The organism is Pseudarthrobacter sp. H2 (genome assembly GCF_050157045.1).
Classification (GTDB): Bacteria; Actinomycetota; Actinomycetes; order Actinomycetales; family Micrococcaceae; genus Arthrobacter.
Genome location: NZ_CP189594.1, coordinates 4,678,608 through 4,699,434, shown reverse-complemented (window position 1 = coordinate 4,699,434; position 20,827 = coordinate 4,678,608). Strand labels below are relative to the sequence as shown.

General features: G+C 68.3%; 19 protein-coding genes and 1 pseudogene. 8 read left to right on the top strand and 12 right to left on the bottom strand.

Annotation, left to right across the window (positions count from 1 at the left end; all coding sequences use genetic code 11):
• Window positions 1-186: 186 nt before the first annotated feature.
• Together ACQCSZ_RS21885 and ACQCSZ_RS21880 are read right to left on the bottom strand one after the other, a co-directional pair.
• Window positions 187-978 (bottom strand): annotated as a pseudogene (locus ACQCSZ_RS21885) (DUF4194 domain-containing protein); the annotation flags it as partial.
• Between the two features lie 2 nt (window positions 979-980).
• Window positions 981-2,453: a DUF3375 family protein gene (locus ACQCSZ_RS21880; RefSeq protein ID WP_427005716.1), complete on the bottom strand. Its 1,473-nt coding sequence runs from the start codon at window positions 2,451-2,453 to the stop codon at window positions 981-983.
• Between the two features lie 152 nt (window positions 2,454-2,605).
• On the opposite strand from ACQCSZ_RS21880, the gene ACQCSZ_RS21875 reads away from it, so the two are divergent.
• The 4 genes from ACQCSZ_RS21875 to ACQCSZ_RS21860 all read left to right on the top strand — a co-directional run bounded on the left by ACQCSZ_RS21875 (window position 2,606) and on the right by ACQCSZ_RS21860 (window position 6,485).
• The gene (locus tag ACQCSZ_RS21875; RefSeq protein ID WP_427005715.1) at window positions 2,606-2,995 is read left to right on the top strand and encodes a hypothetical protein; all 390 of its coding nucleotides are present in this window, start codon (window positions 2,606-2,608) and stop codon (window positions 2,993-2,995) included.
• Between the two features lie 180 nt (window positions 2,996-3,175).
• Window positions 3,176-3,502 carry a hypothetical protein gene (locus ACQCSZ_RS21870; protein ID WP_427005714.1) on the top strand — a complete coding sequence of 109 codons (327 nt, stop codon included), beginning with the start codon at window positions 3,176-3,178 and terminating at the stop codon, window positions 3,500-3,502.
• A 63-nt stretch (window positions 3,503-3,565) separates the two neighbouring features.
• Window positions 3,566-5,572 (top strand): acyl-CoA dehydrogenase family protein, encoded by a 2,007-nt coding sequence (locus ACQCSZ_RS21865; protein ID WP_427005713.1) that lies wholly within the window; start codon window positions 3,566-3,568, stop codon window positions 5,570-5,572.
• A 187-nt stretch (window positions 5,573-5,759) separates the two neighbouring features.
• Window positions 5,760-6,485 (top strand): hypothetical protein, encoded by a 726-nt coding sequence (locus ACQCSZ_RS21860; RefSeq protein ID WP_427005712.1) that lies wholly within the window; start codon window positions 5,760-5,762, stop codon window positions 6,483-6,485.
• Between the two features lie 7 nt (window positions 6,486-6,492).
• Here ACQCSZ_RS21860 and ACQCSZ_RS21855 read toward each other — a convergent pair whose 3' ends face one another.
• Entirely contained in the window at window positions 6,493-6,933 is a 441-nt protein-coding gene (locus tag ACQCSZ_RS21855; RefSeq protein WP_427005711.1) for a YchJ family protein, read from the bottom strand.
• 228 nt (window positions 6,934-7,161) lie between these two features.
• On the opposite strand from ACQCSZ_RS21855, the gene ACQCSZ_RS21850 reads away from it, so the two are divergent.
• The 4 genes from ACQCSZ_RS21850 to ACQCSZ_RS21835 all read left to right on the top strand — a co-directional run bounded on the left by ACQCSZ_RS21850 (window position 7,162) and on the right by ACQCSZ_RS21835 (window position 10,655).
• Window positions 7,162-7,500: a hypothetical protein gene (locus ACQCSZ_RS21850; protein WP_427005710.1), complete on the top strand. Its 339-nt coding sequence runs from the start codon at window positions 7,162-7,164 to the stop codon at window positions 7,498-7,500.
• A 39-nt stretch (window positions 7,501-7,539) separates the two neighbouring features.
• Window positions 7,540-8,544 carry an aldo/keto reductase family protein gene (locus ACQCSZ_RS21845; RefSeq protein WP_427005709.1) on the top strand — a complete coding sequence of 335 codons (1,005 nt, stop codon included), beginning with the start codon at window positions 7,540-7,542 and terminating at the stop codon, window positions 8,542-8,544.
• 4 nt (window positions 8,545-8,548) lie between these two features.
• On the top strand, window positions 8,549-9,403 hold the full coding sequence (locus ACQCSZ_RS21840) for an SDR family oxidoreductase (protein WP_427005708.1): 855 nt from the start codon (window positions 8,549-8,551) through the stop codon (window positions 9,401-9,403).
• A gap of 124 nt (window positions 9,404-9,527) precedes the next feature.
• Window positions 9,528-10,655 (top strand): sulfite oxidase, encoded by a 1,128-nt coding sequence (locus ACQCSZ_RS21835; RefSeq protein WP_427005707.1) that lies wholly within the window; start codon window positions 9,528-9,530, stop codon window positions 10,653-10,655.
• Here ACQCSZ_RS21835 and ACQCSZ_RS21830 read toward each other — a convergent pair.
• The 9 genes from ACQCSZ_RS21830 to ACQCSZ_RS21790 form a co-directional block, all read right to left on the bottom strand.
• Entirely contained in the window at window positions 10,642-11,349 is a 708-nt protein-coding gene (locus tag ACQCSZ_RS21830) for an SGNH/GDSL hydrolase family protein (protein WP_427005706.1), read from the bottom strand. The genes ACQCSZ_RS21835 and ACQCSZ_RS21830 overlap by 14 nt on opposite strands.
• 125 nt (window positions 11,350-11,474) lie before the next feature.
• Complete coding sequence (locus tag ACQCSZ_RS21825) at window positions 11,475-12,254, bottom strand: SDR family NAD(P)-dependent oxidoreductase (RefSeq protein ID WP_427005705.1); 780 nt, start codon at window positions 12,252-12,254, stop codon at window positions 11,475-11,477.
• Between the two features lie 102 nt (window positions 12,255-12,356).
• The gene (locus ACQCSZ_RS21820; protein WP_427005704.1) at window positions 12,357-14,120 is read right to left on the bottom strand and encodes a DUF4389 domain-containing protein; all 1,764 of its coding nucleotides are present in this window, start codon (window positions 14,118-14,120) and stop codon (window positions 12,357-12,359) included.
• Window positions 14,121-14,227: 107 nt separating this feature from the next.
• Window positions 14,228-15,283 carry a zinc-dependent alcohol dehydrogenase family protein gene (locus tag ACQCSZ_RS21815; protein ID WP_427005703.1) on the bottom strand — a complete coding sequence of 352 codons (1,056 nt, stop codon included), beginning with the start codon at window positions 15,281-15,283 and terminating at the stop codon, window positions 14,228-14,230.
• Window positions 15,280-15,609 (bottom strand): hypothetical protein, encoded by a 330-nt coding sequence (locus ACQCSZ_RS21810; protein WP_427005702.1) that lies wholly within the window; start codon window positions 15,607-15,609, stop codon window positions 15,280-15,282. Before ACQCSZ_RS21810 ends, ACQCSZ_RS21815 begins: the two co-directional genes overlap by 4 nt.
• A 361-nt stretch (window positions 15,610-15,970) precedes the next feature.
• Window positions 15,971-16,480 carry a hypothetical protein gene (locus ACQCSZ_RS21805; RefSeq protein ID WP_427005701.1) on the bottom strand — a complete coding sequence of 170 codons (510 nt, stop codon included), beginning with the start codon at window positions 16,478-16,480 and terminating at the stop codon, window positions 15,971-15,973.
• Between the two features lie 93 nt (window positions 16,481-16,573).
• Entirely contained in the window at window positions 16,574-18,268 is a 1,695-nt protein-coding gene (gene mctP, locus ACQCSZ_RS21800; RefSeq protein WP_427005700.1) for a monocarboxylate uptake permease MctP, read from the bottom strand.
• Window positions 18,265-18,546 (bottom strand): DUF3311 domain-containing protein, encoded by a 282-nt coding sequence (locus ACQCSZ_RS21795; protein ID WP_427005699.1) that lies wholly within the window; start codon window positions 18,544-18,546, stop codon window positions 18,265-18,267. The genes mctP and ACQCSZ_RS21795 overlap by 4 nt, the downstream gene beginning before the upstream one ends.
• 210 nt (window positions 18,547-18,756) lie before the next feature.
• Window positions 18,757-20,436 carry a serine hydrolase gene (locus tag ACQCSZ_RS21790; RefSeq protein WP_427005698.1) on the bottom strand — a complete coding sequence of 560 codons (1,680 nt, stop codon included), beginning with the start codon at window positions 20,434-20,436 and terminating at the stop codon, window positions 18,757-18,759.
• Between the last annotated feature and the right edge of the window lie 391 nt (window positions 20,437-20,827).

Below are 20,827 nucleotides of genomic sequence, written 5' to 3'. Positions count from 1 at the left end.
CGATGCCGCCCCCGCCCCTTCGCCGGACAGCACTCGTCCTTCGGACGATGCTGCCGGCTCCGTCAGGCCCGATGCCACTCCCGGGGCGGCATCGCCGTCGCCGTCTTCGCTCTTCAGGTCACCTTGGGCGTCCGTATCGGCTGCTGCGTCGTTGTCATCGTCACCGACGGCGACATCGCCGTCGTCGTCGTTGGTCGGCTCACCTTCTGCGTCGTCCTCGGATTCGCCAGTGGCCTCGGTGGCGGCGTCGAGCTCTATCAGTGGTTCCGTTCCCGCGGGGTCTGCCGAGGCTGCTACCAGGGCCTCGATCTGGGCGGGGATGTTGCCGATGTTGTCGAAGGGGAGGGCCAGGGGGAGGGCGTTGGAGATTGTGTAGACGTCGTCCAGGCCTGTGGTGAGGAGGAGCTGGCGGGCCAGGAGCTTGGTGATGGCGCGGTTGACGACGTCGGAATCCCGCAGGGCGTCCTGCGCTCCGGCCGGCTGGTAGTGGGCCACGAGGTCGGCGATTTCTTCGCGCGTGATCGTGGGGTCCGTCTGGGCCGTGAGGTGGCGGTCCAGCAGGAGCCGCAGCCGCAGCAGCACGATGGTCTCGACGCGGCTCAGGGCCCTTTGTTGGCGCAGGATGCTGGAGCGGGTACTGCCGCCGATCGCGTCGGGGTCCACCGGCCGCAGCACGGCCACTTTGCGTTCGTGGTCCAGCTGCAGGGTCAGGAAGACCTCGGAGAGCCGGCTGCGCAGGATCAGCTGGTTGTCCAGCAGCGTGGTCCAGAGTTTTTCGTCGCGGCCGCCGTCGATGTACGGACCTTTGAGGAGCTTCACGAGGGCCTGGCGGACCTTCATCGGCAGCACGCCGGTGTCGCCCGGGAACAGGGCGGCGCCGTCGACGAACGTGTCCCGCGGCGTGACTCCCCCGGTGATTGAGCTTGTCGAAATCGGGGTCTCGACAGGCTCGACCACCGGAATTTTTTCTTCAGTCATCTTCAGTCCTTCTTGAGCGTAACCACCGGCAGGTACGCGGTGCGGGTGGTGCCGTCTATCTGTTCGAAGTCGAGGGGCTCCCACGCGGGGCGGTCGAAGCCGGCGCCGTCGTGGAGGGCGTGGGAGAGCAGGGCCCGGATGGAGTTGAGGTGGCGTTCCTCGGCCGGGAGCTGGTCCCAGGCCTCGCCGAGGGAGGATGCGCCGGCAACCGCGGCGCGGATGAGCTCCGGCTTGGCCTTGCCGGTCCGCGGCGAGCGCGCCCGGTCCGAGTCGCTGAACGCGATCGGGTCGGCGAGCCTGGGCGCGGCCGCGAACTCGTCCGGGTCGAACAATTTGACCATGGCCAGGGATTCAAAACCGGCGTTGAAGAGCACGGGCCCGCGGACCAGGCCCGGCCGTTCGCGCTCATATGGCAACGAGCGGATGGCCTGCTCGGCCTCGCGCAGGACCTGGCGGAGCCGGACCGACTGGCGGAAGTCGTCGCTCTGGACATAGGTGTTCAGGCTCTCGCTGAGTTTGCCGTAGATCCGCTGGATCTGGCTGTGCTGCGTGCGCAGTTCCGCCACCAGGTTCTTCAGCGTCTCGCGTTCCTCGTGGCTGAGGTCGTCCGCAAACTGCCGGCTGAGCACCTCGCCGATCGCGGAACGGAACCTCAGCTGCTGCTGCGGGTCCTCCAGGAATGCCGTGAAGGAGCGGAAGGTCCTGCCCTCGGGGCTCTGCCGGAGCCGCTTGTCCGCCTCCAGCACCTGCGCCATGGTGGCGCCCTTGCTGAGGGATTCCTCGATGATCTGGTTGCGCAGCTCCCCCACGAGCTCCTCGATCCGGTCACGCATCTTCTTGTAATCGGCGGGCAGGCCGGCCGCGAGGTCCAGGATGTTACCGGCCGCTTCCACCGCCTCGTCGTCGTCGAGCAGGCCGTCAAAGTCGCCGGAACTGATGTCCTCGATCAGCTGGCGGCGCTCACCGATCTCCTCCTCGAGGGACTCCAGCCGTGCGCTCTGGTCCGGGTTGGTCTCGTTGGCGAGCTTTTCGACGTCGCCCAGCAGGGTGCCGAGCCGGGAGCCGTTGAGGGTGGAGCGCTCGTTGGAGAGGCTGTCGAGGAAGGCGAGGACGCGGGCCGCGGGCTCGGTGACCTCGTAGACGATCTGGCCCGACTGGTTGCGCCGGGTCAGGAAGTTTTTCCGGGTCCACTCGTCGGCATATTTTTTCCCGGAAAGCGGGCCGTTGGCGGCGCCGCCCAGTTGCTCTCCCGTGCCGGGGGCCTGCCGGCGGAGCTGTTCGAGGAAGGCATCGACGTCGGCATGGAACTGTTCCAGCGGAAGCTGCGGCCTGATGCGGCTGAAGGAGGCCTGCAGCACGGCGATCACCCACGGCGCCGAGCGGGTGAGCGCCCAGGCGGGTCCCTTGATGAGGAGTTCGAGGTCCCGGAGCCGGTCGCCGATGGCGTCGGCAGAGGACACGGCGGAGCGGGACATGCACTCTCCTTCAGCTGCCTTGGGATGTTTGGGGCAGCGGATTCGAAGAAAACTGCCAACTACAAGGTTAACGCAGGCCCCCGGTTGCATTGATCGTTGTCTGGAATCCGCATCCGGAGCACACTGGAGGAACCACCTGAGAGGAGACTGTCATGCGGAAGAAAATGATGCTGATCACCGGGGCGGCGTCGGCGGCAGTGGTGCTGGGAGGCGTGTCTATTGCGGTGGCGGCCAGCCAGCAGTCCAGGGACGTCCAGGCCTGGAACAGCATCCCCGTCCTGGTCAAGGTCGCCGACATCGAGCGCGATGACGACTCGGACAGCCCGGCACAGCCGCTGAGCACCGAGGACCGGGACAAGGCGGGCAACGCTGCCCTCGCCAAGGTCGGCCAGGGATCCGTGCGCGACGTCGAACGGGAGGACGACGGCGGTTCCGCCTATGAGGTGGAGATACGGCTGAACGACGGTGCCGAAGTGGAAGTGCAGCTCGGCGCGGACTTCCAGGTCCTGAACCAGGGCGCCCCCGAGCACGACGACGACTAATCGCGCCCATAGGCCGCCCGGTCGATGAGGTTTCCGCGACCGCTTCGTGACCTACCCTTCGGTAGCATTTCGATCTTGTATCAACGCCCCCGCCACGACCCAAAAACGCTGGCTGCGCCCGCACCGGTCCCCCTACGCTCGGGCTAGTGATCCAGCCGACGTGACGATGCAGGGGGAACAATGCAGTTCGACCTAAGCGCAGTGGAAACGGCAACCATGGTGTTCTTCGGAACCCTCGTGGTTGCTTTGGTGATTACCGTCTTCATGGCCACGGCGGCCTTCTCGGCGCTGGTCCTGGTCGGGGTCGGACGCCTGGCCTGGGTCATCGCGGCCAGCACCTTGCTGGGACTGGTCCACGGCATCAACCATCTGTGGGACCGCCTGGTGCACCACGCCGCCACGGTGGAGTTTCCAGGGGAGCTCAGGGGCGACTTCGGGACTGACTTCCACGGGCAGCCCGCCCCTAGCACGGGCACTTACCCGCGGGTAGCATTGAGGGACAGCTGAAGGGTCTTCCACCCACGGCGGACCAAGGCTCGAGCCGGCCACCCCGGTTAGAGGAGATGCCCGATGAGCTCCGCCATTGAAGATCCAGCCACCGACCTCCCGGATTCAGCCATAGCGGAACCGGTCAGCGCCGAACACATCGGCCCCCAGGCCACCGCGGCGGATGCCCGGGCCGTCACCGAGGCCGCCCGGGAAACCAGCTGGGACCGGCCCAGCTTCGCCAAGGGACTCTACCTCGGCAGCTTTGACCTCAGCCTGATCCATCCGTGGCCGGAGGCCCCGGCGGACGACGTCGGACGCGGTGAGGCCTTCATGGCCCGCCTTACCGAGTACTGCCGGACCATGTCCGGGCGCGCCATTGAGCGCGACGCCCTGATCCCGGACGAATACCTCAAGGGGCTGGCCGACCTGGGCGTGTTCGGCATGAAGATCCCCCGCGATTACGGCGGCCTGGGCCTCTCGCTCGTGTACTACGGCCGGGCGCTGGCGCTCCTGGGTTCGGTGCATCCCAGCCTCGGCGCCCTGATCTCCGCGCACCAGTCCATCGGCGTTCCGGAGCCGGTCAAGGTCTTCGGCACACCCGCGCAGAAGCAGGAGTACCTGCCACGCTGCGCCGCCGGCGCCATCACCGCGTTCCTGCTGACCGAGCCCGACGTCGGCAGCGACCCCGCCCGGATGGGCAGCACCGCCGTCGCGTCGGAGGACGGCGAATCCTATCTGCTGGACGGCGTGAAGCTGTGGACGACCAACGGCGTGATTGCCGAACTCGTCGTCGTCATGGCGCTGGTCCCGGCACGCACCGGCCCGGACGGGACAGTGCACAAGGGTGGCATCAGCGCGTTCGTGGTGGAGATGGACTCGCCCGGCATCACGGTTGAAAACCGCAACGCCTTCATGGGGCTGCGCGGCATCGAAAACGGGGTCACCCGCTTCCACCGGGTCCGGGTTCCGGCAGCCAACCGGCTGGGACGCGAAGGACAGGGACTGAAGATCGCCCTCACCACGCTCAACACGGGCCGTCTCGCACTTCCTGCGCTTTGCGTCGCCTCCGGCCGGTGGAGCCTGAAGATCGCCCGCGAATGGTCCAACGCCCGCACCCAGTGGGGCCGGCCGGTCGGCCAGCACGAGGCGGTCGGCAAGAAGATCGCCTTCATCGCGGCCAGCGCCTTCGCGCTCGACGCGGTGTTCGAACTGTGCGCGGAAATGGCGGACGCCGGGCAAAAGGATGTCCGGATCGAGGCGGCCCTCGCCAAGCTGTGGTGCACGGAGATCAGCTGCCTGATCGCCGACGAGCTGGTCCAGATCCGTGGCGGACGCGGCTTCGAGACGGCTGACTCGCTCCAGGCCCGCGGCGAGCGCGCCGTGCCAGCCGAGCAGCAGCTCAGGGACCTGCGGATCAACCGGATCTTCGAGGGCTCCTCGGAAATCATGAAGCTGCTGATCGCCCGCGAAGCCGTGGACGCGCATCTGGCGGCCGCCGGCAACCTCGCCTCGGCGGACGCGAGCCTGCAGGACAAGGCGAAGGCCGCCGTCGGGGCCTCCGGCTTCTACGCGAGGTGGCTGCCCAAACTGGTCGCGGGTGCGGGCATGGATCCGAGGTCCTACAGCGACTTCGGCCGGCTGGCGAAGCAGTTGCGCTTCATCGAACGGTCCTCGCGGCGGCTGGCCCGGCAGACCTTCTACGGGATGGGCCGCTGGCAGGCGAGGCTCGAGCACAAGCAGGCGTTCCTGGGCCGGATCGTGGACATCGGCGCGGAACTGTTCGCCATGGCGGCGTCCTGCTCCCGGGCCGAGATGCTGCTGCGCACGTCGCCGGAACGGGGCGCCTCCGCCTACGAGCTCGCCGAGGCCTACTGCGAACAGGCCCGCGTGCGCGTGGACGAATACTTCGACCGGCTGTGGAGGAACACGGACGACGCCGACCATGTGCTCGCCCGCAAGGTCCTCGCCGGCGAGTACGAGTGGCTCGAGGCCGGCGTGCTGGACCAGTCCGAAGGGACCGGCCCCTGGATTGCGGACGCCAGCCCGCGGGCTTCGGTGAAGGAAAACCTGCACCGGAAATACCGCTGACCCGGGCTGGGGCCGCCCCGCAACGGCTCCCGCCGATAGGGCCCGCTGCCCCTTCCGCCGGACAGTAAGCACCCTTGCTGCCGCGTTCCGGCCGTGGTTAGGTGGAGATGGGACCCCACGCCGGTCTCCGCCTTGCGGTGCCCGTTTCAACAACAAACCAGGGTCATTCAGTGAAGGGAGCAGTCCCATGAGCAGCACAGCAGGCCCCGAAGACCGAACGCCCCGCCGGACCCGTGACGGGGACGCTGTCCTGAACCGCGAGGCCCACATCCACGACGCACGCCAGGACCCTGACGGGCTGGTCCGTCCGGCCGTTGAGGAAGAGGTCCCGACCCGCCAGACCGTGGTGGCGCGCGAGAAGGAGCAGTTCGGCGGCATTAAGGTCGGCTCCGCCTTCTTCGGCTGGCTCGCGGCGACCGGCACGGCCGTGCTGCTGACCGCCCTGGTTGCCGCGGCCGGTACCGCCGTGGGACTCGCCACCAATACCGACCTCAACGAGGCGGCGAACCAGGCCGCCGGCAACCAGACGGTGGGCCTCGCCGGGATCATCGCGTTGCTCGTGATCCTGTTCGTGGCGTACTACTGCGGCGGCTACGTGGCGGGGCGGATGGCGCGCTTCAACGGCGCCAGGCAGGGCTTTATGGTCTGGATCTGGGCCCTCATCGCCGCCGTCGTCGTCGCCGGGCTCGGCCTGGTCGCCGGCCAGCGGTTCAACATCCTGGCGAACCTGAACAGCTTCCCGCGGATCCCGGTCAACGAGGGCCAGCTGAACACCATGAGCATCATCGCCGCCGTCGTGGTGGCCGTGGTTGCGCTTATCGGCGCCGTCCTGGGCGGGCTCGCCGGCATGCACTTCCACCGCAAGGTGGACCGTGCCGGGTTCACCCCGGTGGAAACGGCCGAGGAACCCTGAACGGACGCTAAACGGAAAGGACGGCGTCGACGTAGTACCAGCGGCGGTCCACCCGCACGAACCGGCTCGTTTCGTGCTGGGCTCCGCGTTCGCCGTCGTGCCGGAAATGGGCCGTGAACTCCACCGTCCCCTCGCTGTCCAGCGGACCGCCGCGGCGGGTGGAGACGATGTCCAGGCGCCGCCACTGCACGGTGGGGTCGAGTTCCAGCCCGGCCGGGCGGGTGTCCGGGTGCCAGGTCCGCAGCAGGTATCCGGCGTCCAGCACCACGAAGGCACTGTACCGGGAGCGCATGAGCTGCTCCGCCGTCGGCGCCTCCGCCTCGCCGCGGTGAAAGCGGCCGCAGCAGCCAGCGTACGGCTCGCCGGAAAGGCAGGGGCAGTGGGTCTGGAACGGGGTACGGGACGGGCCGCTGTCCGGCCCGCTGTTGCCTGCGGCGGCGTGCGTCACGGGGTGTCCTTTCCGGCAGGCCGGACGGCGCCGGCGGGGCTGCTTCCGACTATAGACGCCCCCGGCCGGTGCGCAGGCACACGCCCGGGGATATCAACTTGGACACATCTGAACCCGGGCCGCGGAAGCCCGGGTGCCCGCGCCGAAAAAGTCCGTATTGTTAACAGGGGCTGCTGCCCGGCAACATTGCGGCAGGACCTCACTTGCAGGCTGGAGAGGAAAGGTGACGTGGAAGATCCGACGACCATCGCCCTGAACCTGACCTTCTTCGGGACCCTCGGAGTGGCGTTCGCCATGTTCTTCGGGCTCTTCATCGCTTTTGTCCTGACGCTGGTGCTGGCCGGCCTCGGCCGGCTCGTGGCTGTTACGGCCATGGCCCTCGCCGGGCTCCTGGGCGCATCCCGGCCCGCGAAAATGGAACCGCATCTCTCAGCGGAATGGACCGCCGCGGTGGCACGCGCCGATGCCCGGGCCGCTGCCCGGGCTATCGCGCGGGCGAAGGCGCAGTTCACGCCGCATGGCCAGGCCGGGGACAAGCCGCAGGCGCAGGAGCGCAAAGCCGGCTGAGCCTTACCCCGGACAGTCAAGTCCGCTACGGTGAAACCCATGGAATTCAGATACCTCGGGAACAGCGGCTTCAAGATTTCAGAAATCACGTTCGGCAACTGGCTTACCCACGGTTCGCAGGTGGAGAACGACGTCGCCACCGAGTGCGTCCGGGCAGCGCTCGACGCCGGTATCAGCACCTTTGACACCGCGGACGTCTACGCCAACACGGCGGCGGAAAAAGTCCTCGGCAACGCCCTGAAGGACGAGCGCCGGGAGTCCCTGGAAATCTTCACCAAGGTCTTCGGCCCCACCGGACCCAAGGGCCACAACGATCTTGGCCTGTCCCGCAAACACATCATGGCAGCCATCAACGGCTCCCTGACCCGGCTGCAGACGGATCATGTGGATCTGTACCAGGCCCACCGCTACGACTTCGACACCCCGCTGGAAGAGACCATGCAGGCCTTCGCGGACATCGTGCGGCAGGGCAAGGCGCTCTACATCGGCGTCAGCGAATGGACGGCGGAGCAGATCCGCGACGGCCACGCCCTCGCCCGGGAACTGGGCTTCCAGCTGATCTCCAACCAGCCTCAGTACTCCATGCTGTGGCGGGTCATCGAGGCCGAGGTGATCCCGGTGTCCGAAGAGCTCGGACTGTCCCAGATCGTATGGTCCCCGATGGCGCAGGGCGTCCTGAGCGGCAAGTACCACCCCGGCAAGCCGGCCCCGGAGGGCAGCCGCGCAACCGACACCAAGGGGGGCTCGAAGATGATCGAGCGCTGGATGTCCGACGAGGTCCTCACCGGGGTGCAGCAGCTTAAGCCGATCGCCCAGGAGGCCGGGCTGAGCATGGCCCAGCTGAGCATCGCCTGGGTGCTGCAGAACAAGAACGTGGCCTCCGCGATCATGGGTGCGTCCCGGCCGGAGCAGATCGCGGGAAACGTGGCCGCCGCCGGCGTGAAACTGGACCCGGCGATCATGGACAGGATCGACGCCGCGATCGGGTCCCTGGCCGAGCGCGACCCGGCGCAGACCAAGTCGCCCGCCTCGCGTGAGGCCTAGGCCCGTGACGAACTTGCCTGAGCTTGCCGTGACGGGTTCCACCGGGCAGCTGGGCGGGGTGGTGGCCCGGCTGCTGGCCGACGCCGGAAGCCCGCAGCGGCTGCTGGTGCGCGACGCCGGCCGGGCGCCGGAGCTGGAGAACGCCGTCCCCGTGGTGTTCACCTACGGGGATCCCGGCCTCGCGCGTGCCGCCCTGGCGGGGGTGAAGTCGCTGTTCATGGTCTCCGCCGCCGAGGCCGAGGACCGGCTGCAGCAGCACTTCACCTTCATCGACGCTGCGGCCGCGGCCGGGGTCCAGCACATCGTGTACACGTCGTTCTTCGGGGCGGCGCCTGATGCCGTGTTCACCCTGGCGCGGGACCACTTTGCGACGGAGGAACGGATCAAGGCCTCCGGCATGGACTACACCTTCCTGCGGGACGACTTCTACCTTGATTTCCTGCCGCTGCTGGCCGGGGAAGACGGTGTCATCCGGGGCCCGGCCGGGGGCGGCGTCATGGCCGCCGTCGCCCGCGCGGATGTTGCCCGCTCCGCCCTGGCGGTGCTCCGGGACCCCGCCCTGCATGTGGGAAGGACCTACGATCTCACCGGGCCGGAGGACATCTCGCTGGCCCGGGCGGCGGACATCCTGAGCGCCGGGACCGGCCGGACCATCATCTTCCGGAACGAGACGCTGGAGGAGGCCTACGCGTCACGGGCCCCCTCCGGAGCCCCGCCGTGGCAGGTCGACGCCTGGGTGAGCACCTACACGGCCATCGCAGCCGGCCAACTGGCCGGCCCGACGTCGGCCGTGCACGAACTGACCGGACGGGAGCCGCTGAGCCTGGCGCAGTTCCTCTCGGAGTCGCACCACATTTAGGGTTCCGGCCTCCTGCCACCCGCCGGAACGGCCCGGTCTTGACGGTTTCAGGGCCGCGGCGTAGACCAGAAGGCAGGGAAAACCGGCCGAATCCCGGGCCGGTCCGGAGCAGATCGGCAGTGCCATGACCAAGCAGATGTCAAAGCGGACGCCGGCTGTCCAGCGCCGGCAGACCCAGCAGCTCGCGCCGCATTCCGGCGAGCCGACCAATGGCCCGCTCACGGCCGAGGAACTCCAACTCGCCGTGCGGAACCATTCCATGCCGCTGGAAGCCCTGCGGAAGGACATCACGCCGCCCGGCCTGCATTATCTGGTGGACCACTTCGACATCCCGTTCATCGATGCCGAGCACTGGCACCTGCGGATCGGCGGCGCCGTGCAACGGTCCCTGGAGCTGAGCCTTCGGGCCCTCCTCAGGGATCCCAGCATCAGCATCCCGGTCACGCTCGAATGCGCGGGCAACGGCAGGTCCCTGCTGCGCCCGCGCCCGTTGAGCCAGCCGTGGATCCTCGAGGGCGTCGGCACCTCAACGTGGACCGGTGTGCCGCTGGCCTATCTCCTGTCCCAGTCGGGGGTGGACGAGGACGCCGTCGAGGTGGTGTTCACCGGCGCGGACGCCGGGATCCAGGGCGGGGTCCGCCAGCAGTACGCCCGGAGCCTTCCCATCGCCGAGGCCCTCCGGCCCGACGTCGTGCTTGCCTACCGGATGAACGGCGCTGAGCTGCCCCCGCAGCACGGCTACCCGCTCCGGCTCGTGGTCCCCGGCTGGTACGGCATGGCGAGCGTCAAGTGGCTGTCCTCGATCAAGGTGGTGACCAAGCCCTTTGACGGGTTCCAGCAGGCGGTTGCGTACCGCTACCAGCAGGACGCCGACGACGCCGGGACGCCGGTCACGTGGATGAAGGTCCGTTCGCTGATGGTCCCGCCGGGAGTCCCGGACTTCTTCACCCGCCGCCGGTTCCTGCCCGCCGGGCCGGTGATGCTGACGGGCCGGGCCTGGTCCGGGGAGGGCGCGGTGCAGCGGGTCGACGTGGGCATCGACGGCAAATGGGCGCCCGCCCATCTGGAGCATCCGGCCGCGCCCTTCGCCTGGTGCGCCTGGAGCATGCCGTGGGTGGCCGATCCCGGCGACCACGAGCTGTCCTGCCGCGCCACGGATGCGAGCGGAGCCGCACAGCCGCTGGAGCAGGTGTGGAATTACCAGGGCATGGGCAACAACGCGGTGCAGCGGATCAAGGTCACGGTCGAATAGGCGGGCCGGCATCGGGCTCCGCCGACGACTGTTCGATAACCGCGGCGATGTGCTCAAGGAGGTAGTGCTGGCCGGCGACGGTGGGGTGGTCGCCGTCGGGCCCGATGAGCGCGTCGACGTCGTCGCTGATCCAGCCCTCCTCGATCGGGTCAACGAACTCGGCACCCGCCCCGGACGCGGCGGCCCTGAGTTGCTCGCGGACGTCCACGAGCGCGGGGTCGGGGGCCGGCAGGTAGGACGGCGGACCGACCACGATGATCTTTGCGGACGGTGCGAGGGACGCGGCACCTGTCATCGCCGCGGAGGCAGCCTCGGCCACGGCGCTCGGGGCGTAACCAATGTCGTTCTCGGACCCGAAGAAGACCACCACCCCGGTATCTGGCGTGACGAACTGGTCCACCTGGGTGCCGAAGGTGCCGTCGAGGTCGCCGCGGCTGACGTAGCCGCTGCCGTTCTCGGCGGCATTGTGGACCTGGAAGCCGGCCAGGACGGGGTCAGTCCGGATCAGGGCAGGCCAGGCGTCCGCGGGCGACGTCCCATGGCCGGTGCTCAGCGAGTCGCCCACGACCACCACGCGAACCGCCGGCGTGCCTGGCTGTTTCGCCGGGGCCGCGGTGGCGGGAAGCAGGCAGATCAGGACCGCCAGCGCGGCAAGCCGGTAGTGGAGTCCGCGGGGCAGTTGCTTGCCTGGCATGGCTGCTGCCTCCCGGTCCGGTTCCGCGGCGCCGGGTGCGGCACCACATCTGCCATTCTGCCCTGTTAATGCGTCAGGGGTGTTGCCGGCCGGCCTGCGGGAGGAAACCGTGACGTCAGCCGGGGCTAGTAGTCAACGATCGCGCCGCCGGAGATGTTGACCGTGGCGTCTGTGATGGCGCCGGCCCTGTCCGAAGCAACGAACACCGCCACGTTCCCGACGTCCTCCAGCGTGGCTGTCCGGTTCAGGTGGGCGGCGTGGCTGATTTCCTGCACAATCGCGTCGCGGCCTTCGGCCTGCCAGGGAATCGTTTCCACGATGCCGCCCGTTACTATCGTGACCACCCGGATGCCGTGTTTACCGAGCTCCAGCGCCCACTGCCGGCGCTGCCCCTCCATCGCATCCAGCGCGATCTTGAAGCCGCCGAGCCCCGGCAGGGTCTGCGGGCCCGAACCTCCGAACATGAGGACGACGCCGGAGCGCTGCTTGATCATGTACCGCGCCGCGGCGCGGGTGGTCAGGAAGTGGGTCCGCGTCGCGTTGTTGGTGGGCTGGCTGAAGTCCTCCGGGGAGATTTCCATCAGCGGCTGCTGGACGTCCCCGTACGAGATCAGGTTGAAGGAAATGTCGATCCGCCTCGTTTTCCTGGCGACCTGGTCCACGAACGTGCCCACCTGAGCCTCGTCCAGGGCATCGACGACGGCGATCTCGGCCCTGCCGCCTGCCTCCTGGATGTCCCGGGCTACTTTCTCCAGCCGCGACTCCGTGCGTCCGGCCAGGAAAACGGCAGCGCCTTCTTCCGCGAAGGCCCTCGCGACGGCGCCGCCAATTGCCCCGCCCCCGCCGTAGACCAGGGCGGTCCTGCCCTGCAGCAAACCGTTCCCCGGCGCTCCGTTGTCCAGCATCGTCGCCTGCCTCCCGCCTCGGAGTGGTAAATTCCCTCAACTATGTTCTTGCAGGCGGGCGGGTGGCAAGAGGCGCACCTTCCGGCGCCCTTGGGGAAAGCGCTAGGTTTCGCTGTCCAGGTCCGCGGGGCGGCCGGGGCCGGCGCGGCCGGGCTTGTCCGTTCCCGGAGGCGGGCCCTGCCCCGCGGGGCGGCCGGGGCCCTCGGACACGGGCGGTCCCCCGGCGCCGTAAAATTCGGGCGGGGTTCCGGGCCCGCCCGGCACCGCATGGGGTGTCCCGCCAGCGGGGGGCGCCGCGTACGGCTGCCCGGCGGATGCTAGTGCCGGCACGTCTCCCGGGTCGGCAGGCCCCAGGTCCAGTTGGAACGGCGGGTATTCGTCCCGCATCAGGGACACGTAGGCGATGACGCGGTAGATCCAGCGTTGCAGGCCCAGCAGCAGGTCGAACAGCCCCCGCCAGTACTGGCCCGTGAACAGCAGGATGAATCCGGCGATGAGGACCAGCAGCCCGATGAGGGAAATTCCGAAGCTTTCCCGGACCCATTCCCCGTCGCGGGCGGTCCACGTCCGGGCGGTGCCCGTCAGCACTCCGACGATCAGCAGGTGCGGGATTGCCAGCAGCCAGGACTTCACGAGCACCAGTCCGCGGGACAGCCTCTCGGGGTACTCGACGTCGAAGTCCGCGGGGTAGTCGGTGCGCGCCAGGGTGAAGGGCGGGTAGAGGTCCGTTCCGAGCACCCCGTAGGAGTAGAAAGCCACCCGCCAGTTCCAGCGGATCACCCCCACGTTGAAGTCGAACAGCGAGCGCGGATAGCGTCCGGTAAACAGGATCGCGAACCACGCCACGATCGTCGTGACGATGAAGGCGAACCACAGGAAGAACAGCACGACGACGTGCGGGATGGCGAGGAACCATTTCACCAGCCACATCCAGCGGGACAGGTTGGGGTCCAGGTAGCCGCTGAGCCGTGCAGGATACGGGCGGGCCGCCGTGCCAGGAGGCACGCTGCCCCGGGCCTGCTGGCCCGGGCCGGGGTAGGCGGCGGCGTAGGGCTGCACCGCGTACGGCTGGCCGGGCTGTGCGGCGTACGGCTGTCCGGGCTGTGCGGGATACGGCTGGCCGGGCTCGCCGGCGTAGGCCGGCGTCCCGTATCCCTGCGCGGGATGCCCCGGCCGGGAGGACGGTGGTCCCCCGCGGCCCAGTCCCGCCGCGCCGACCACGATCAGGGGCAGGCCGATGAGCAGGAACACGATGCCGCTGATCAGCAGGCCGAGGAAGATGGGCCAGAGCAGCTCGGAGCGTGCACCGGCCTGCAGGTCAACAGCCACCGGGCTGCTGGCATCGGCATTCATGATGACCACGGCCCAGGTCCCGGACCGCAGGTCCCACTTAAGCTGCTGGGTTCCCGGCCCCGTGGCGGAGGCGGTCCAGAACGCCTGGTCTGCCGGGCGCGCCGGGGCCTTGGTCCCGGAAACCTCGCGGTACTGCGTCCGGAACGGATCGAACCTGACGTCGACGATTTCGGAATGTTTGACGCCGGTCAGGTACGCCTCCACATCGGACCGCGGCGCGATGCCGATGAAGACTGCCTTCGCCGGATCGGCGGCCGAGCCACGCAGCATCACGCTGCCGGCCAGGTCCACGGGGCCCGCGTCGGGCATTCCTCCGCCGGTCATGACATCGAGTCGCGGGGAGTTCAGGGCATAGGAGTCGGCCGAAAAGCGTTCCAGCGGCGAGGTGAAGTAGCCGCCGTCGCGCTGCTGGTAATTGGCCCACCCCGCGGCGCCCGCACCGGCCAGCAGCCCCAGGCCTAGAAGTGCGCTGAGCGTGCCCAGCACCAGCATGACAATCCGGCCTGGTCGCATGGCCGCCGTCCTTTCAGATGATCCGTGTCAGAACTCGGGGTTCAACCATTCGTTCGGGAACGATGCCGGCACCGTCCGAACGCCGAATCGTAGACACCCGTGGGCGTTCACGCGGTGATCACCACCTTGAGCGCCTTCGTCTCCGCGGCCCGCGCGAAGGTGTCGTAGGCCTCGATGAACTGGTCGAAGCGGAAATGGTGGGTGGCGAACTTTTCCGCCGGCACTTTGTTCTGCGCCACGAGCTTGAGCAGCATCGGGGTGGTGTTGGCGTTGACCAGCCCCATGCTGATGTTGATGTTCCGGATCCAGAGGTCTTCTACATGGAGTTCCACGGACTTGCCGTGCACGCCGACGTTGGCCACGTTGCCGCCGGGCCGGACGATGTCCGTGCACATGCTGAAGGTCGCCGGGATGCCGACCGCCTCGATGGCCACGTCCACGCCCTGCCCGTCGGTCAGCGCCAGCACATGCTTCTTCCAGTCGGAATCGCCGGAGAGGACGACGTCGGTGGCACCGAACTCCCGCGCCTTCTCCAGGCGGTTGGCGTCCAGGTCGACGGCGATGATGGTGGCGGCGCCATAGAGGCCTGCGGTGCAGATCGCGGCGAGGCCCACGGGGCCGGCACCGATCACGGCGACGGTGTCACCGGGCTTGACCCGCCCGTACTGCACGCCGATCTCGAACCCCGTGGGCAGGATGTCGGAGAGCATGACGGCCTGGTCGTCGCTCACGCCGTCGGGAAGCAGATGGAGGGAGTTCTCGGCATAGGGGACCCGGACGTATTCGGCCTGGGTGCCGTCGATCAGGTGCCCGAAGACCCAGCCGATCCCTGGCTGGCCTTCCTCGCCCAGGCAATGGGAGTGGAGGCCGCTCTTGCAGTTGGCGCAGTGCCCGCAGGACTTGATGCAGGAGATGATGACCCGGTCCCCGACCTTGAGGCTGGCCACCGAGGAGCCGATCTCGGTGATGGTTCCCACGCCTTCATGGCCCAGGATCCTGCCCTTGGTCACGGCGGGGACATCACCCTTAAGAATGTGGAGGTCTGTACCGCAAATGGTGGTGGTCTCCACCTTGACAATCACGTCGCCGGGATTCTGGATTGTGGGATCCGGGACGTCCGTCCAGGCCTTTTTGCCGGGACCGCCGTAGACGAGGGCCTTCATACGTGCTCCTTGGTTTTGAGGAGGGCCGGCGGGTCCACAATCCGCAGCCGGCACGGCGTTTCCGAAGCGTCAATACCGGAGGACAACAACGAGAGCCGGGCACGTTCGCGCAGTTCTTCGATGGCGGCGGCCGATACCCGGGCGTGGGTCAGGTCAATCACGATTTCGTGGCTCGGCAGCTTCGTGGTGACGCGGCGGCAGACGACGTACAGCGCGCGGATATTGGCGGCCGTGACCACGCCGTGGACTTCGATCCGGGACGATTCCAGACGGTCATCGATCCGGACCGTCACCTTCAGCCGCGGATTCCTCACATGCTCGTCCATCGAACCTTCAGAGCTCCCTGGCGGGCACGATCTGCAGTCCTGGTGCCTAAAGGTTCGCTGCATGTATTCATTTGGCCGCGGTCTCCTGCCTTTTCCTGCTGACGCGGGAAAGTGCAAAACGCCATTTCCTTCCCCAAGGTGTAGCGAGACCGGTACTGCCTATGCGAAGCGGTTCATCCCCCGACTGCCGTGCAGGAACCGCCCCACAATCATCATGACGGGTCCGCCCCGCAGGGGGAAGGGGGCGAAAGGCCCTGGTCCGGATTTTGGCCGGAGCGGGCTTCGCCGGAGCGCGGGCTCTGCGCAGCAGGCTCTGCCGCGGCGTGCTCTTGCCACGGGCAGCGCACGCACCGCCGCGCGCCTAGTTTCCCTTGACCCGGGCCTGGACCAGGTTCGCGAACGGCAGCCGGCCGTGGAGTTGGCGGAATTCCGCGTGGCACCGGGCCTCCGCCTGGTTGAGCTCCGCGACGGGCAGCTCCTTCCAGGCGACGAGCAGGGACCCGGCGTCGGCGATCTGCCAGATCAGCCGCCCGTCCCAGTGCCCGGGCGGCTTGCCCTTGCCGAAGTCGACGAACTCCTGGATCTGCCGGCGGAGACCGCGATTGCCCTTGCTTCCGGGGCCGGCCTTCCCGACGTAGAGGACGTCGGCGACGTCGACCCATTCGGCGGCCAGGGCCGCTTCCGGGAGGGAGGGATCCTTTTTCTTGAAGATCCCCGCCGTGCTCCTGGCCAGGAATCTGGGCTCAAAGCCTTCGGGCTGCAGCACCGCAAAGATCCCGGGCTTCTGCGGGATCCGGTTGATGTCCAGGGCCGCGAGGGTCCTGAATCCGGTAAATCCTTCGTCCTTGAGCGTTTGTCTGGTGGCTGGCAATGGGTTCCTTGGATCGGGGCGCGTCGCGGTGGTTCCCTTGAAGTTTACGGAGCGTCGCGGGCGCCGCCGTGCCGGCCGGCGCCCCGGCCCGCTTCAGAACGTGGCGGTTCCGAACCCGCCGGGCGGGTACTCGCGGTCGATCTGGGCGACCTTCGGGTCGTTCTCGTCCGCGCCGTAGTCGGAGCTACGGGTCAGGTCCTTGCCGTCAGGGAGCTTCATCGCCCGGAAGGCAAGAGACAGGACGACGGCAACGATGAGGTTGATCGCGAATGCCACGAGGGCGATGTAGACCGGCACATCGGTACCGGGGATGACGGCGACGGAGCCGCCGAAGTGGGCCTTGGTGGCCGGGTTGACCACGTTGTAGGCCGCGGCGGTGCCGTAGAGGATGCCGGCGGCCCAGCCGGCGAAGAGCGCCCACCGGTGGAACCAGCGGGTGTAGAGTCCTGCCACGATCGCCGGGAAGGTCTGCAGGATCCAGATGCCGCCGAGGAGCTGCATGTTGATGGCGGCCGACTGGTCCATCGCGATGACGAAAATGAGCGCACCGAACTTCACCACGAGCGAGGCGATTTTGGAGACCTTGGCTTCCTGCCGGGGGTCGGCGTCGGGCCGGATCAGGTCCCGGTAGATGTTGCGGGTGAACAGGTTCGCGGCGGCGATCGACATGATCGCGGCGGGGACCAGGGCGCCGATGGCGATGGCGGCCAGGGCGATCCCGGCAAACCACGCCGGGAAGTGGTCCAGGAACAGCTGCGGCACCACCAGCTGGGGGTTGACCGCACCATTCAAGTCGATGGGGTTGGTACCGGCCGCGATGGCCACGTAGCCCAGCAGCGCCAGGAACCCCAGCATCAGCGAGTACAGCGGCAGCACCGCGGCGTTCTTGCGGATCGTGTTCCTGCTCTTGGTCGCCAGAACGCCCGTGATCGAGTGCGGGTACATGAACAGCGCCAGGGCCGAGCCGAGGGCCAGCGTCCAGTAGGCCGAGTAGCTGGACGCGCCCGGAATGAAGACCCCGGCGGGTTTGCCGGTGGCCGGGCTGACGGTGTCCAGTTTCGTCTGGGCGGCATCGAAGATGTGGTCCCAGCCGCCGAACTTGACCGGCAGGTAGATCACCGCGACGATCACCGCCAGATAGATCAGCAGATCTTTGACGACGGCGATCAGGGCCGGAGCCCGCAGACCCGAGGTGTAGGTGTAGGCGGCCAGGACCACGAACGCGATGATCAGCGGCAGGTCCGTCAGCAGCACATTCTCTGCGCTGCCCAGGCCCAGCACCGTGAGCACGGCCTTGATGCCGACCAGTTGCAGCGCAATGTAGGGCATGGTCGCGACGATGCCGGTGACGGCGACGGCGACGGTCAGCGCCCTGCTGCCGTACCGGCCGCCAACGAAGTCCGCCGGGGTGACGAAACCATGCCGGTGGGAGACCGACCACAGGCGGCTCATCAGCAGGAACACGATCGGGTACAGCACGATCGTGTACGGCACCGCGAAGAAACCGCTCACGGCTCCGGTGGCCCACATCGCCGCCGGCACGGCCACAAACGTGTAGGCCGTGTAGAGGTCGCCGCCGAGCAGGAACCAGGTCACCCACGTCCCAAAACTGCGGCCGCCGAGGCCCCACTCGTCCAGGCTGTGCAACCCTGTCGCCTCTTCCCGGCGCCACCGCGCAGCGAGGAAGCCCACGGCGGCCACCACGACGAAGAGGATGATCACAACCGTCAGCGCGATGCCGTTGACGGGCCGGTCCGGAACGGCCAGCGGCACGGTGGCCCCGCTCATCGCTCATCCTCGGCGCTGGTCATGCCCTGCGCAGCTTCGCGGCGGCGGCGGTCCTCCTTGGTAACCAGCCGGTACGAGATGCCCACCAGGCCCGCGGTGATCGGAACCCAGAGCATCTGGTACCAGTAGAAGAACGGGATGCCGGCCAAGCGCGGCGGGTCGGACGAATACGCAGGGACGAGGAGCGGAACCACAACCGCGATGGCCAGCAGGACTCCGGCAGTAATGTACGGACCGGACCTGGCCGCCCCGCGCGTTGGCACATCAGGACTGGACATGGACGCCTCCTCATCACAGCCCCCGGGCCGGAAGGGTTTCCCGGAACGTGCCGGTGGCCAGCGGACCACATATCGCACCGCTCTATAAACAGGATAGACAGTGGATCTTCCCTCCGACAGGGGCGGCGAAAGGCCCTTGTCTGGATTTTGGCCGCGGTCGCAGCGTAGTCCCGCGTGGCTGCGATCCCGCGACCGCCTGGCCGCCGTGGCTCAGGGCCGAGTGAAGGTGCCCAGCCCGGTCTGGTCGTAGAAATCGAGCCGGACACCCGACGCCGTGCCACCCGCCCCCGCCGTGAAGATGGCCCCCGCCAGGCCGTTGCCGTTCTCGCCGATCGATTCAAAGCTGAACGTGTCGCCGTCGAAGGGGGCGAGGCGGAATTTCGTGGTCCGGCCGGAAGGTCCCAGCTCGAACGCCAGCCCGCCGTCGTCCGCGGCGACAGTGAGCGGGCCGTAATAGGCGTTGGCATAGCTGCCCGTGTAGAAAGTGCCGGGCCGCGCAGGTGCTGGATGGTCCGGCGCGCGGGAGTAGTCCACTTTTGGCTTCTCGGACTCATCGATCTGCCGGAACACGCGGGCGGTGAACCCCAGCCAGTCGACCGTCGGCGAACCGTTCTGGGCGGTGTCCAGGAAGCCTGCGCCGATGGCCTCCGGAATGCCCTGCGGCCGGCCGTTGGTCAGGACCACGATGCCCAGTTGCTCACCCGGAAGCAGGGAGACGGCGGTCGCGGCACCAAGGTTGAAGGCTCCGGAGTGCCCGAGCAGGAGCCGGGCATGATCGTCGTAGGAGACGTTCCACCCGAGACCGTAGAACCGGGTGCGTGCGCCGGGGGTAGCCGGGAGGCCGGAGACGGCGTGCGGAACATGGGTGACCCCAAGGGCCTCCGCGTCCACGATCTGCTGGCCCTCATAGCTGCCGTTGGCCAGCTGCAGACGGATCCAGCGGGCCAGGTCCCGCACCGAGGAGCTGGCCCCGCCGGCCGGTGCTTCCGCATCGGCGTCCCGGCTGTATCTGGCGACCCACGTCCTGTTCCCGGCCGGCACGTGGATGAGCGCCCGGTTCGGCGCCTTTTCGTAGTCCGCGTGCCGATAGCTGGTGGAAGCCATGTTCAGGGGCTTGAACAGTATCTCCTCGGCGAGGTCTTCCCAGGACATCTTCATAGCGTCGGCGGCAGCCTTGGCGCCCGCGGTGTAGCCGAAGTTGCTGTAGTTGTAGCTGGACCGGAACGGCTCCAGCGGCTGCTGGTTGAGGTGGCTGAGAATATAGGACTGGTCGAATCCGAGGTCCTCCAGCAGGTCACCCGCGCCGGTGTGCAGGCCGCCCTGGTGTGAGAGCAGGTCCGCCACGGTGGCATTCCGGGTGACGAACGGCTCCTTCAGGGAAAAGTCCGGGGTGTGGCTGACCACCGGGTCGGTCCAGCTGAGGGCCTTGCGGCCCACGGCGCCGGCCGCCACCGTGGAGGCCAGCGGTTTGGACACCGAGGCCAGCTGGAAGACCGTATCGGCGTCGACCGTCCCGGGCTTGCCGGACTCCCGCACGCCGAAGCCTTTGGCGTAGACCGTCTGGTCCCGGTAGACCACGGCCACGGCGATCCCGGGGACGCCGGTGCTCTCCATGGCACCCTGGATCACCCCGTCGAGCTTGGCCAGGGCGTCGTTGACCTTCTGCTGGTCCAGCAGCGGCTTCACCTGCGGTTCCGGCGCAGGGAGCAACGACGCCGGTGCGCCAGGCGCGCCGGGGGCGCCGGGGGCGCCCGGATCTCCGCCGGAGGCGCCGTCGGCCGTACCGGTGCAGGCGGCCAGAAGCGGGGCCGCCGCGATTCCGGCTGCCCCGGCCCCCATCGCTTTCAGCAGCGCACGGCGGTCCGGGTTCGCGGAGCTGTTCCGGTTCACGACGATCTCCTCAGGTTCACGGCCGGCGCATCGGCCCGACGGCGGGGTGCGTGCTTGGCGCCCGTGGCCCTGCACGCGTAGTCGGCAACCTTGTGAGCAACCACGGAAAGCGCCACGGCATTGCTCCCTGCTTAAAAGGAGCCTCCCGCGCATCAGCGGGCGCTCCACGGTCGGGTGGAAAGCGACCGCACCTCGGCGACCTGCTACCACCGGAATGCACATCACACGTATCGTCCCGAAACGCGTGATGCGCCCAATGGTAGGCCGCCGCCTGCTGGTGTCAATGGCCCCGGGTGGCCCGAACCCAGTTACCCCAATCGACGCCTCGGTCGATGAAACGTCAGCAGCCCACCAGGGTGATCGCCGGATCGTCGGCGGAGTCCCCCGCGGG